A 12,726-nucleotide genomic window follows, 5' to 3' on the forward strand; every position below is an offset into this window, starting at 1 on the left:
ATATCACGGAGTTTTCGTTTGAATGCGGCAGGAAATCATGCGGAAAGACACGTATCACGCGCGCTTTTGCACATTCCCGTTCGGCATCGGCTTAGGCCATATTATGCCGCAGGCGTCAAGGAAATAAGGATATTTGCCGTCTTGCCTCGACGCATTGCAGCGATGCAAGGATGCCGCGCTTTTTCGGGAAAAGTTTCAGGAAACCGGCCAGACGTAAAGCAGCATGGGAATGCTGGCGATGACGATCATGATCGACAGCGGCAGGCCGAGACGCGGATAATCGCTGAAACGATAACCGCCGGGGCCCATCACCAGCGTGTTGCACTGGTGGCCGATGGGGGTGAGGAAATCGCAGCCCGCGCCGATCGCCACCGCCATCAGAAAGGCCTCGGGCCTGAAGCCGAGCGTGGTGGCGAAACCGGCGGCGATGGGGGCCATGACGAGAACGGTCGCGGCATTGTTGAGAAAGGGCGTCACCGCCATGGCGGTGAGCAGGATCATGCCGAGCGCCGCAAACGGCGGCAACCCCTGCGCCGCATGGCCGAGCCAGGCGGCGATCAACTCGCTCGCCCCGCTGGTGCGCAGACTGTCGCTGACGGGAATGAGGGCGGCGAGCATGACGAGGATCGGTCCGTCGATCGATTTATAGACCTCGGTCAGCGGGATCGCGCCGACGACGATCATCAGGAAGGCGGCGGCGAAGAATGCGACCGAGACAGGCACCAGTCCGCTGCCGGCGGCGATCATGGCGGCGGCGAGCACGATGACGGGCAGCAGTGCGCGGCGCTGCACGCCAAGCAGGATTTCCCGCTGCGCCAGTGGTAAGAGCGAAAACTCCTGCAGGACCTGCGGCAGGTTCTTGCGGCTGCCCTGCAAAAGAATGACGTCCCCGGCCTGCAATGTCAGCTCGGAGAGCCGCTGGCTGACGCGCTGGCCGCGGCGGTTGACGGCGATCAGATTGACGCCGCGCGTATAGGAGAGCGAAAGCTCGCGCGCCGAAATGCCGCTCAGCACCGATTCATTGCTGATGACCGCTTCCATGGCAATGAGATCGGCGGTCTTCTGGCCGTTCTCCATCAGCGGCTTGCCTGACAACAGCAGCTTTGCCTGCGAGACGATGCGGTCGAGCCCTTCCGGGCTGCCTTCGAGAAGCACGGTGTCGCCGGCCTTGAGCTTCACATCGGGGAAGGGGGAGATGCGCCTCGGCCCACGCAGGATGGTGCTGGCGATGACGTCGCCATCGGCCTGTTTGAGCAATTCGCGCAGCGGCTTGTCCGTATAGGTGCTGTCGGCGGGCAGCGTCGCTTCTGCGGTATAGGCCGACTGGTCGAGAATATCCTCCACCGATGCCTGCTGGCGGTTGCGGACCGGCAGAAGGCGATAACCGAAGGTCAGGAAGATGATGCCGATGACGGTCAGTCCCGCGCCGACGGGAGTGAAGTCGAACATCGAAAAGCTCTGCCCGGTCATCTCCTCGCGCAGCCGCGAGACGACGATGTTGGGTGAGGTGCCGATCTGCGTCATCAGCCCGCCCAGAAGTGCCGCAAAGGCCATGGGCATTAAATAATAGGAAACGGGGCTGCCGGATTTGCGGGCAAACTGAAAAGCGACCGGCATCATGATGGCGAGCGCGCCGATATTCTTGATGAAGGCCGACATGACAGCGACGACGATCATCAGAAAGGCAAGCTGCAGGCTCTTGGAGTGCATTTCGGGAAAATATTTCTTGATCGTCATATCGACGATGCCGGAGCGCGCCACGGCCGAACTGACGATCAGCGCGCTGCCGACGATGATGACGATATCGTCCGAAAAACCGGAGAAAGCCTTCTCGAAAGGCACGACCCCCACCGCCACCGCCACCAGCAATGCGCTGCAGGCGACGACATCGTAACGGAACCTGTCCCAGATGAACGCGACCATCATGCCGGCGATCACGGTGAAGGCGAGGATCTGGTCGGTTGTCATGCTGCCTGTTTGCTTTCGAAGGAGAAAAACGCGCCGTCGCCGGGTGTACGGCGAGGATGCATTGAAACGCAAGCCGCGGCTTTGAGGTTCCGGACGGAAATAAAGATGCCGATCGGTGGAAGCGTGCTTCGCGCAGAAGGCTTTGGATGGCCGCCCATCTGCCTAAAGCTTTCCGTCATCCTCGGCCTTGAGCCGAGGATGAGTATGAGGCGGTCCTTCCTCAATCCGAGACCCGTCTGCAAACGGGCCCCGGAAAATCAGGGAAACGTTACGGCAACATCAATGCACGTCGCCGGCGGCTTCCGCCTTCTTTCGACGCCGCGCATTGCGGGCCAGCATGTTGAGCAGTTCCACCAGCGCCGAAAACGCCATGGCGGCATAAACGTAGCCCTTCGGAACATGGAAGCCCATGCCTTCGGCAATCAGCGTCGTGCCGATCATCATCAGGAAGGCGAGGGCCAGCATGACGATGGTGGGGTTGCGCTCGATGAAGTTGGCAAGCGGCGTTGCGGCCAGAAGCATCACGGTGACGGCGACGATGACAGCGACGATCATGATCGGCAGATGCGGCGTCATGCCGACGGCGGTGATGATGCTGTCCACCGAGAAGACGAGGTCGAGCAGCAGGATCTGGCCGATGGCGGCGCCGAAATTCATGCCCACGGGGCCGCCGACCATGTCTTCCTTGTGGTCTTCCGGGTCGACATTGTGGTGGATTTCCTTGGTCGCCTTCCACATCAGGAAGAGACCGCCGGCGATCAGGATCATGTCCTTCCACGAGAAGGCATGGCCGAAGAGCTCGAAGACCGGGGTGGTCAGCTGCACGATCCACGCGATGGTGCCGAGCAGGCCAAGCCGCATGACGAGCGCAAGGCCGATGCCGATCTTGCGGGCTTTTTCGCGCTGTTCAGGCGGAAGCTTGTTGGTGAGGATCGAGATGAAGATCAGGTTGTCGATACCAAGCACGACCTCCATGACGATCAGGGTGACGAGCGCCACCCAGGCGGCGGGGTCGGACAGTAGAGGGAGAACGGACTCCATCAGGGAATTTTTCCTTTCAGCAACAAGGCCACCCGAAACATTCGGTGGGTGGAATTTATAGCGCAATACGCGAGAAACAAGGAGACCGCCCCTGTGATGGGCAAGATTTCATCGAAATTTCGCGCAAACCGCGTATCTGGCGCCGTGCCGTTGCCGGTCCGTTCGCCCGTTGCTGAATGATTTTACGCCTTGTCGGTTCCGTAGGCAGCCATGAACACGTTAATGGCGCTGCCGATTATCCGGTCCAGTTCCTCTTCGGGAACCGGGCCTTCCAGCTCGCCGAACAGCCGCAGCTTGAAGAAGGTGCCGGTGGAAAGCTCGATATATTGCCGCGCGGCCAACTCGGGGTCATCCACCTTCAGATGGCCGATCTCGACCTGATGTTGGATGAAATCCAAGAGCACCGTGCGCACATTATTTGGCGCGGAGAGGAAAAAACGCTGCGCCAGCTTCGGCATGCGATCGATGACGCCGATCACCGAGCGCATGGCGGGGATCATGTCGGAACAGATCATCTTGTTGGCAAAAGCCTTGCCGAACTGTTCCAGCCCCTCGCGGACCTCCTCGGTGCCCTCCAGAATATGGCGCATGGAGGTGGCGAATTCGTTGCGGTGATGGTCGACGAGGGCAACGAACAAATCTTCCTTGTTGGAGAAATAGACATAGATCGTGCCCTTGGAAACGCCCGCTTCCCGGGTGATGTCGTTCATGCTGGCGGCGTCGAAGCCCTTGCGCTTGAACACGCGCCAGGCGCCGGCCAGAATCTGGTCGCGTTTGGCCGGGTCTTCGCCCGCCGCAAAACGCCCGGCGGTATTACCCGGACAGCCCGTTTCCGTTTCCGTCTCCGTCTCCATATCCCTGTCTTCACCTGCCATCCCTGCTGCCTCTTAGCATCGTAATGGCGTAAAAAAAATTAACCGAACGTCGAACCAATCGGTTCGATAACACTTGATATGTGTCAGGAAAGAGATTATGTCAATCGAACCGAACGGTTCAGTTCGAAAAACTTTCTTCAATTTATCACGGTACATTCTCATGTCGGCCCAGAAGAATAGCGCGGTTCGCGCCGTCAACGATGCGGAAGAGGCGGATATCTCCGCCAAGGCCGAGACCTCTCCCGCAAAGCCGGCCGAGGCCGTGCCGCAGCAGCCGGCCCAGACCGTTGCAGCACCGAAGGCCAAGAAGCGTTCGCCGCTTCTGCCGGTCTTCGCCCTTGCCATTCTCGCCGCCGGCGGCTGGTATGGTTACAACTGGTGGGTCGACGGCCGTTTCATGGTGTCGACGGATGATGCCTATATAGAAGGTGACATCGCGGTCATCGCGCCGAAGGTTTCCGGTTACGTCGCCAAGGTGAACGTGGTCGAAAACCAGGAAGTCAAGGCGGGTGACCCGCTGGTGACGCTTGATGACGGCGATTATCGCATCGCTCTGGAACAGGCCGAAGCCCAGATCCGCACCGAGGAACTGTCGCTGAAGCGTATCGACGCGCAGATCATCGGCGGCGAAGCTGCGCAGGAACAGGCCGTTGCCCAGAAGGGCGCGCTCGACGCCGCCCTTCGCGGCGCGGAAATCACCCAGAAGCGCGCCAGCGAACTGCAGGCGAAGGATGTCGGCACGGTTGCCGCTTCCGACAGCGCCCAGGTCGCGCTCGATCAGGCCAGGGCGAATGTCGTGGCGGGCGAGGCGGCGATTGCGTCGGCCAAGGCCAATGTCGAGCTTCTGCGCGCCCAGCGCGAGGAAGCCGAAAGCACCATCCGTTCGCTGCAGCTTTCCAGGGACAAGGCCGCCCGCGATCTGGCCTTCACGGTTCTGAAGGCGCCTTATGACGGCGTCATCGGCAATCTCGGTGTGCAGAACGGCGATCTGGTGTCTGTCGGCAAGCGTCTGGCTTCGCTGGTGCCGATGAACGAGCTTTATATCGACGCCAATTTCAAGGAAACGCAGCTTGCCCGCGTCGTGCCCGGTTCGAAGGTGCGCGTGCATGTCGACGCGTTTGATGACGCGACGATCGAAGGCACGGTGCAGTCGATTTCGCCCGGTTCCGGCTCGGTCTTCTCCATGCTGCCGCCGGAAAATGCGACGGGCAACTTCACCAAGGTCATCCAGCGCGTGCCGGTTCGTATCGTCTTCTCCAAGGAAGACCTTGAAAAGCACAATCTCCGCGCCGGCCTCAGCGTCGTTGTCGATGTTGATACCCGCACGGCGCCGGAAACCACCAGAACGGCGCAAGTCAACCCGGAAGCCAAGTAAGGCGCGTCTTTGACGCACCGTTGAGGGCAAGATCATGGCGGCTACGGTTGTCGGTACGGGCGGGGCGTCCATCCCCGCCGATCCCCCGATGGACAGGCGCAGGCTCATCGCGTTCTTCGCGATGGTCTTCGGCATGTTCATGTCCATTCTCGACATTCAGATCGTTTCCGCCTCGCTGGCGGAAATCCAGGCCGGCCTCGGCGCCGGCTCGGACGAGATCGCCTGGGTGCAGACCTCCTACCTGATCGCCGAAGTGATCATGATCCCGCTTTCGGGCACGCTGGCGCGTATCCTCTCCACGCGCGTGCTTTTCGCCACCTGTGCTGCGGGCTTCACGATTTCGAGCGCGCTCTGCGCCACCGCCACCAATATCGACCAGATGATCGTCTATCGGGCGATCCAGGGCTTTATCGGCGGCGGCATGATCCCGTCTGTCTTTGCGGCCGCCTTCACCATCTTCCCGCCGTCCAAGCGTTCGGTCGTCTCTCCGATCATCGGTCTCGTCGCCACGCTTGCACCCACCATCGGCCCGACGGTCGGCGGTTATCTCTCCAATGCCTTTTCCTGGCACTGGCTGTTCCTCGTCAACATCATTCCCGGCATCATCGTCACCATCCTGACCTGGAGCCTCATTGATTTCGACAAGCCGGAGCACTCGCTCTGGAAGAAGTTCGACTGGTGGGGGCTGATCTCCATGGCGGTCTTCCTCGGCTCGCTGGAATATGTGCTGGAAGAGGGCAACAACAAGGACTGGTTCAACGACGAGCATATCGTCATGGGAACGGTCGCCATGGTCATCGGTGCGGTGGTTTTCTTCTGGCGTGCCTTCAAGGTGGAATTCCCCGTGGTTGACATCCGCGCCTTTGCGGACCGCAACTTCTCCATCGGCTCGCTTTTCTCCTTCGTCATGGGCATCGGGCTTTACGGCCTGACCTATCTCTACCCGCTCTATCTTGGCCGGGTGAGGGGTTATGATGCGCTGATGATCGGCGAGACCATGTTCGTATCCGGTCTTGCGATGTTCTTCACCGCGCCGATTGCCGGCAAGGTTTCGACCAAGCTCGATCCGCGGGCGATGATGGCGATCGGCTTCATCAGCTTCGGCTGTGGCACCTGGATCATGACGCATGTGACGACCGACTGGGACTTTTACGAGCTGCTGATCCCGCAGATCCTGCGCGGTTTCGGCCTGATGATGTGTATGGTGCCGATCAACAACATCGCGCTCGGCACGCTGCCGCCGGCCCGTATCCGTAATGCGTCGGGCCTGTTCAACCTCACCCGTAACCTCGGCGGCGCTGTCGGTCTTGCCGTCATCAACACCATGCTGTCGCAGCGCACCGACGACCATTATGTGCGGCTGGCCGAACATATCAGCTACTCCAACCCGCAGGCGCTGGAATGGCTGAACAATGTCGGCGCCAACTATGATTCCTACGGGCTGGACGGCGCCTCCGTCGCCGTCAAGAAAATGGTCGGCATGGTCTCGCAGCAGGCCTGGATTTTGGCCTTTGCCGATGTGTTCTTCGCACTGACGCTGTTGTTCTCCAGCCTGATCTTCATGACCGTGCTGATCCAGAAACCCAAGGCAGCGCCGCCGCCAGACGCGGCGCACTGATAACAATCCCCTCCCATCCACCGCAGAGCTGGGGCCGTCGGAAATGACGGCCCCTTTTTTATATCCGGCCGAAATCCCGATTTCGCCTGTTGATCGCAGCGCGCAAGCGATGTATATCAATTTTTGAGGTACGTACCTCAAAAATGCGCAGGGGAGCGAAAACGGGGCCGGGAGGACGGCTGACCCGCATTTGGGCCGGCTGGGCGGGGCAGTTCAGAGGGGGAGATCATGATGGCCTTGCAACTCAATCCAGACTTTGCAATCACGGATGAGCAGTCGCTTCGCGGGCTGTTCGAGCCGACACATGCCCTGGCGGTACAGAAGTGTCAGGACAGGCTCGGCGAGCATGCGCAGGAATTCATAAGGCGGTCGCCGTTTCTCTGCATCGGCACCCAGAATCTCGAAGGAAAGGCCGATGTCAGCCCCCGCGGCGATCCGGCGGGCTTTGTAAAGGTTCTCGATGCCCGCACCCTGGCGATACCGGACCGGCCGGGCAATAATCGCCTCGATACCCTCAGCAATATCATCGCCAATCCTATTGTCGGACTGTTGTTCATCGTGCCCGGTTTCGACGACACCCTGCGGGTGAACGGGCGCGCGACACTGAGCAATGATCCCGAGATATTGAAGCTCATGAACATCGCTGATCGTACCCCCAAACTTGCCATCGTCGTAAAGGTGGACGAGGTTTTCATGCATTGCGCCAAGGCGTTCAGGCGCTCCCACCTGTGGGATCCCGCACATTTCCAGGTCCGGTCGGAAATGCCCTCGCTTATCAAGATCATTCTCGATGAGACGACAGGTGCGCCGACGAACGGGGATGAGATGCAGAAGATGGACGAGCAGCTGGAGCAGGACTACCGGCGGACCCTTTATTAACCGCAGCCCATGCCGCTCTTGATATTCCGCAGCCATTTGATGAATTGTGAGGTACGTACATCATTTTTCGATTTACGGCGGCGGCAAAGCTGGATATGCAAGGGGGAGGGAGGAGCCATGAAGCCTACAGTTCACGATATCGCCGAGCGCGCGGGCGTCAGTCTCGCCACCATCGACCGGGTGCTGAACATGCGCCCCGGTGTGCATGCCGCAACGCGGGCACGGGTGGAAGCCGCCATTGCCGAGTTGGGTTACGTGCGCGATATCGCGGCCGCCAATCTGGCCAAGGGCCGCAGTTATTCCATGATCTTCATCCTTCCCGGCAATGACAATTCCTTCATGGCGACGCTGCGCGCCGAGGTGCGGGCCGCCGCCAGTCGCTCGCATCTGGAGCGCACGGCCATCCGTGTCATCGAGGTGCCGCCGTTTAATGCCGCGGCACTGACGGAAGCTCTGGAAGTTGCACGCAGGGAAAAACCCTCTGGCGTCGCCTTCGTCGCCACCGATTCCGAAGATGTGGCGGAAGTCGCCGACCGGCTGGCGGAAGACGGCATCGCCACGGTGACGCTGGTGTCCGATCTCTCCGGTTCGCGGCGCGATCATTATGCCGGTGTGGACAACGTCGCGGCCGGGCGCACGGCGGCGAGCCTGATGGGACGTTTCCTCTCCGGACGCGGCGGCGATGTCGCTGTTGTCGCCGGCTCCATGCTGGTGCGCGACCACCGCGAGCGTCTGGAAGGATTTCGCGCCGTGATCGAATCGGAATTTCCCCAGCTACGGTTGCTGCCGGTGCTGGAGGGCAGGGACGATCCGCTGACCGTCGAGACGCTGGTGCGCGAGGCGCTCGGCAATGCCGCACTGTCAGGCATCTACAGTCTCGGTGCGGGTAATCGCGGCCTCATCCGGGCGCTTGGGACCGCAGATGGCGAAAGGGCGCTTTCGGTCATCGCCCATGAACTGACGGAAAACACCGCCAATGCGCTGCGGGAAGGGCTGCTCGATGCCGTGCTCAACCAGGATGCCGGCCACGAGGTGCGCAGCGCCATCCGCGTGTTGAAGGCGCGCGCCGATGGCCTGCCCGTCATCGCCGCGCAGGAACGTATCCGTATCGACATATTCCTCAGGGACAATCTGCCCTGAGGAGAGCATTTCCAGGAAAAGTGGCCGCCGGTTTTCCGTCCGGAAATGCGGCGACTTTAAAAAACGCTGAAAGCGGCGCATGGCGCGCCGGAATGGAGAAATACATGTATCTCGGTCTCGATCTTGGCACGTCAGGCGTCAAAGCCCTGCTGATGGACGGCGATCAGAAAATCATCGGTTCGGCCAACGGCTCGCTGGACGTTTCGCGCCCGCATCACGGCTGGTCCGAACAGGACCCGGCGGACTGGATTGCCGCGACCAGAACAGCCGTTGCCGGCCTGAAGCAGAAGTTTGCGAAAGAGCTTGGCGCCGTCAAGGGCATAGGCCTTTCCGGCCAGATGCATGGTGCGACGCTTGTTGATGCCGATGGCAAGGTGCTGCGCCCCTGCATCCTGTGGAACGACACGCGCTCCCATGCCGAGGCCGCCGCGCTGGATGCCGATCCGCGTTTCCGCAAGATCACCGGCAATATCGTTTTCCCCGGCTTCACCGCGCCGAAGCTTGCCTGGGTGGCGAAAAACGAACCCGATATCTTCGCGAAAGTCGCCAAGGTACTGCTGCCGAAGGATTATCTGCGTCTTTGGTTGACGGGTGAATACATCTCTGAGATGTCCGACTCCGCCGGCACCTCCTGGCTCGATACTGGCGCGCGCAAATGGTCTTCCGAGCTGCTCGCCGCCACCGGGCTGGACGAAAAGCACATGCCGTCGCTGGTGGAAGGCACGGATGAGGCGGGCGTGCTGCGCGCCGAGCTTGCTTCCGAATGGGGCATTTCCGGCCGTGCCGTCGTCGCCGGCGGCGCAGGTGATAATGCCGCTTCCGCCTGCGGCATGGGCACGGTGAAGGAAGGCCACGCCTTCGTATCGCTCGGCACATCGGGCGTGCTTTTCGCCGCCAATGCATCTTACCTGCCGAAGCCGGAAAGCGCCGTGCATGCCTTCTGCCACGCGCTGCCCAACACCTGGCACCAGATGGGCGTTATCCTTTCCGCGACGGATGCGCTGAACTGGTATTCGCGCCTCACCGGGCAATCCGCCGCCGATCTGACCGGTGAGCTGGGCGAGACGCTGCTTGCGCCGACCGGCGTCACCTTCGCGCCCTACCTTTCCGGTGAGCGCACACCGCATAACGACGCCGCCATCCGCGGTTCCTTCATCGGCCTTTCGCATGAAAGCGACCGCAAGGCGCTGACGCAGGCCGTGCTGGAAGGCGTCACCTTCGCGATCAGGGACAATCTCGAAGCGCTGAAATCTGCCGGCACCTCTATTTCCCGCGTCACCGCCATTGGCGGCGGCTCGCGCTCGGCCTATTGGCTGGCCTCCATCGCCACCTCGCTTGGCGTGCCCGTCGATATTCCGGCAGAGGGCGATTTCGGCGCCGCCTTCGGTGCGGCTCGCCTCGGCCTCATCGCCGCGACGGGGGCCGATCCGGTGGCGGTCTGCTCGCAGCCGGAGACGGCGCGGACGATCGAGCCGGTGGCTGATCTGGCCGGTGCCTATGAGGAGGCTTACCGGCGCTATCACGCGCTTTATCCGGCTATTCGGCCGCTTTCGCATTGAGGCGTTGAGTGCGGGGTTTACCCCCCTCTGCCCTGCCGGGCATCTCCCCCTCAAGGGGGGAGATCGGCAAGCGGTGGACACCTCGCTTCATCTTCAGCCTCGCGAGAGGTGAAGAGCTAACCACGAGTCAATCTCCCCCCTTGAGGGGGAGATGTCCGGCAGGACAGAGGGGGGTGAGCGGCAAACGCCGCCCCTGAAATTTTCGAACACCACCCAAACCCACCATGGAGGAACCACCCAATGACCACAGGCTTCTTCGGCGATATAGCCAAGATCAAATATGAAGGCCCCGACAGCACCAATCCGCTGGCCTTCCGCCATTACAACCCCGACGAAGTCGTCGCCGGCAAGCGCATGGAAGATCACCTGCGTTTTGCGGTCGCCTATTGGCACACCTTCACCTGGCCGGGCGGTGACCCCTTCGGCGGCCAGACATTTGAGCGCCCGTGGTTTGAAGATACGATGCAGGCCGCCAAGCTGAAGGCAGATGTGGCTTTCGAATTCTTCTCGCTGCTCGGTTCGCCGTTTTATTGCTTCCACGACGCCGACGTGCGCCCGGAAGGCAAGAACTTCGCTGAGAACACCAAGAACCTCAATGAGATCGTCGACTATTTCGCGCAGAAGCAGGCCGATACCGGCGTGAAGCTTCTGTGGGGCACGGCGAACCTCTTCTCCAACCGTCGTTTCATGTCCGGCGCCGCCACCAATCCCGACCCGGATGTCTTCGCTTTCTCCGCCGCAACCGTGAAGACCTGCATGGACGCCACCAAGAAGCTTGGCGGCGCGAATTATGTTCTGTGGGGCGGCCGCGAAGGTTACGAGACCCTGCTCAACACCGATCTTTCCCGCGAGCTCGACCAGCTCGGCCGCTTCCTCAATCTGGTGGTGGAATACAAATACAAGATCGGCTTTGAAGGCACGATCCTGATCGAGCCGAAGCCGCAGGAGCCGACCAAGCATCAGTACGACTACGATGTCGCCACCGTTTATGCCTTCCTGCAGAAGAACGGTCTGGAAAAGGAAGTGAAGGTCAATATCGAGCAGGGCCACGCCATCCTCGCCGGCCACTCCTTCGAGCACGAACTGGCCATGGCCAACGCCTTCGGCATTTTCGGCTCCATCGACATGAACCGCAACGATTACCAGTCCGGCTGGGATACCGACCAGTTCCCGAACAACGTGCCGGAAATGGCGCTTGCCTATTACCATGTTCTGGCCGGCGGCGGCTTCAAGAATGGCGGCACCAACTTCGATTCCAAGCTGCGCCGTCAGTCGCTCGATCCGCAGGACCTGCTGATCGGCCATATTGGCGGCATGGATTGCTGCGCCCGAGGCCTGAAGGCGGCGGCGAAGATGATCGAGGACGGCGCGCTTTCGAAGCCGCTTTCCGAGCGTTACGCCAGGTGGGATTCGGCTGAAGCCCAGAAGATGCTGCGTGGCGAGCTGAAGCTTGACGAGATTGCGGCACTGGTGGAGCGCGAGGATATCAATCCGCAGCCGAAGTCCGGACGTCAGGAATATCTCGAAAACGTGGTCAATCGTTACGTTTGACGGCCCGGTTCGTACAAAGCCAGTGATTGGGGGAACCTCCCCCATTCACTGGCTGGTTTAAGTTGCGAAACCTCTCTTCCGTCATGCTCGGGCCTGTCCCGAGCATCTGCAACGTCTCAATTGATTGAGAGGTGCTTGGATCCTCGGGACAAGCCCGAGGATGACGTTGAATATGCAGGATGCCGCCCACGCGGTCTCCTGCCCTGATGCTGCAGATACCATTCCATAGCGAGACTAAGAAGGTCGCACGCCGGATAAGGCGGCTCGCTCCTTGGCAGGCTTTGACGGGTGAGGAGAACTCTGCGCCAAGCCTCCTTCCTTTTCAGCCACTTCCGAAAAAATCCTTCCCCTCCCATCCCCATCACCCCCTTTGGCCGCATCATTCCTCCCGCAACCGGAACGGAAGGGCGAGACGCGCGGCGCCTTTTGCGAACCGGCTGCCGGCATCGACAAGCATGGTTCTGGCAGACCGTGTTTCGGAGAGGCGTCCCGTACGGCCAGAGGCGGGGAGAGCCGATCGGATAGATGCCGTGAAAAGGCTGCAAGCGAGAGGCCGTGATTATGGTCTCTATGATGCGGCCCGGTGAATGCAAATACCTCCACCACTTCCCATTCCACCCGCATTCGCCGGGCCTGCCTCTTGCGCCGCCGGCCAACCGCTGCGGCGGCATTGGCGCATGCAAAGCGCTTTGGACTTGTTAACTGCGCAGCCTGAAACGT

General features: G+C 60.9%; 9 protein-coding genes. 6 read left to right on the forward strand and 3 right to left on the reverse strand.

The window, feature by feature from the left end:
* Positions 1-195: 195 nt before the first annotated feature.
* The 3 genes from CFB10_RS21850 to CFB10_RS21860 all read right to left on the reverse strand — a co-directional run bounded on the left by CFB10_RS21850 (position 196) and on the right by CFB10_RS21860 (position 3,884).
* The gene (locus tag CFB10_RS21850; RefSeq protein WP_020009094.1) at positions 196-1,968 is read right to left on the reverse strand and encodes an SLC13 family permease; all 1,773 of its coding nucleotides are present in this window, start codon (positions 1,966-1,968) and stop codon (positions 196-198) included.
* A 279-nt stretch (positions 1,969-2,247) separates the two neighbouring features.
* Positions 2,248-3,009 (reverse strand): TerC family protein, encoded by a 762-nt coding sequence (locus tag CFB10_RS21855; RefSeq protein WP_020009092.1) that lies wholly within the window; start codon positions 3,007-3,009, stop codon positions 2,248-2,250.
* A 182-nt stretch (positions 3,010-3,191) separates the two neighbouring features.
* Complete coding sequence (locus tag CFB10_RS21860) at positions 3,192-3,884, reverse strand: TetR/AcrR family transcriptional regulator (protein WP_020009091.1); 693 nt, start codon at positions 3,882-3,884, stop codon at positions 3,192-3,194.
* A 160-nt stretch (positions 3,885-4,044) separates the two neighbouring features.
* On the opposite strand from CFB10_RS21860, the gene CFB10_RS21865 reads away from it, so the two are divergent.
* The 6 genes from CFB10_RS21865 (at position 4,045) to xylA (ending at position 12,006) form a co-directional block, all read left to right on the forward strand.
* Complete coding sequence (locus CFB10_RS21865) at positions 4,045-5,259, forward strand: HlyD family secretion protein (protein WP_020009090.1); 1,215 nt, start codon at positions 4,045-4,047, stop codon at positions 5,257-5,259.
* A 34-nt stretch (positions 5,260-5,293) separates the two neighbouring features.
* Positions 5,294-6,877 carry a DHA2 family efflux MFS transporter permease subunit gene (locus CFB10_RS21870; RefSeq protein ID WP_020009089.1) on the forward strand — a complete coding sequence of 528 codons (1,584 nt, stop codon included), beginning with the start codon at positions 5,294-5,296 and terminating at the stop codon, positions 6,875-6,877.
* 228 nt (positions 6,878-7,105) lie between these two features.
* A complete protein-coding gene (locus CFB10_RS21875; protein WP_020009088.1) occupies positions 7,106-7,756 on the forward strand; it encodes a pyridoxamine 5'-phosphate oxidase family protein in 651 nt (216 codons plus the stop codon).
* 117 nt (positions 7,757-7,873) lie between these two features.
* Complete coding sequence (locus CFB10_RS21880; RefSeq protein WP_020009087.1) at positions 7,874-8,896, forward strand: LacI family DNA-binding transcriptional regulator; 1,023 nt, start codon at positions 7,874-7,876, stop codon at positions 8,894-8,896.
* 104 nt (positions 8,897-9,000) lie between these two features.
* Positions 9,001-10,455 carry a xylulokinase gene (gene xylB / locus CFB10_RS21885; protein WP_026363377.1) on the forward strand — a complete coding sequence of 485 codons (1,455 nt, stop codon included), beginning with the start codon at positions 9,001-9,003 and terminating at the stop codon, positions 10,453-10,455.
* A 240-nt stretch (positions 10,456-10,695) separates the two neighbouring features.
* Entirely contained in the window at positions 10,696-12,006 is a 1,311-nt protein-coding gene (xylA, locus tag CFB10_RS21895; protein ID WP_020009085.1) for a xylose isomerase, read from the forward strand.
* Positions 12,007-12,726 lie beyond the last annotated feature (720 nt).

Source organism: Agrobacterium sp. 719_389 (assembly GCF_900188475.1).
Classification (GTDB): domain Bacteria; phylum Pseudomonadota; class Alphaproteobacteria; order Rhizobiales; family Rhizobiaceae; genus Agrobacterium; species Agrobacterium radiobacter.

Excerpts from the sequence above, each read along its gene's own strand:
- CFB10_RS21850 (WP_020009094.1), bottom strand. The coding sequence starts at position 1,968 with ATGACAACCGACCAGATCCTCGCCTTCACCGTGATCGCCGGCATGATG.
- CFB10_RS21855 (WP_020009092.1), bottom strand. The coding sequence starts at position 3,009 with ATGGAGTCCGTTCTCCCTCTACTGTCCGACCCCGCCGCCTGGGTGGCG.
- CFB10_RS21860 (WP_020009091.1), bottom strand. The coding sequence starts at position 3,884 with ATGGCAGGTGAAGACAGGGATATGGAGACGGAGACGGAAACGGAAACG.
- CFB10_RS21865 (WP_020009090.1), top strand. The coding sequence starts at position 4,045 with ATGTCGGCCCAGAAGAATAGCGCGGTTCGCGCCGTCAACGATGCGGAA.
- CFB10_RS21870 (WP_020009089.1), top strand. The coding sequence starts at position 5,294 with ATGGCGGCTACGGTTGTCGGTACGGGCGGGGCGTCCATCCCCGCCGAT.
- CFB10_RS21875 (WP_020009088.1), top strand. The coding sequence starts at position 7,106 with ATGATGGCCTTGCAACTCAATCCAGACTTTGCAATCACGGATGAGCAG.
- CFB10_RS21880 (WP_020009087.1), top strand. The coding sequence starts at position 7,874 with ATGAAGCCTACAGTTCACGATATCGCCGAGCGCGCGGGCGTCAGTCTC.
- xylB (WP_026363377.1), top strand. The coding sequence starts at position 9,001 with ATGTATCTCGGTCTCGATCTTGGCACGTCAGGCGTCAAAGCCCTGCTG.
- xylA (WP_020009085.1), top strand. The coding sequence starts at position 10,696 with ATGACCACAGGCTTCTTCGGCGATATAGCCAAGATCAAATATGAAGGC.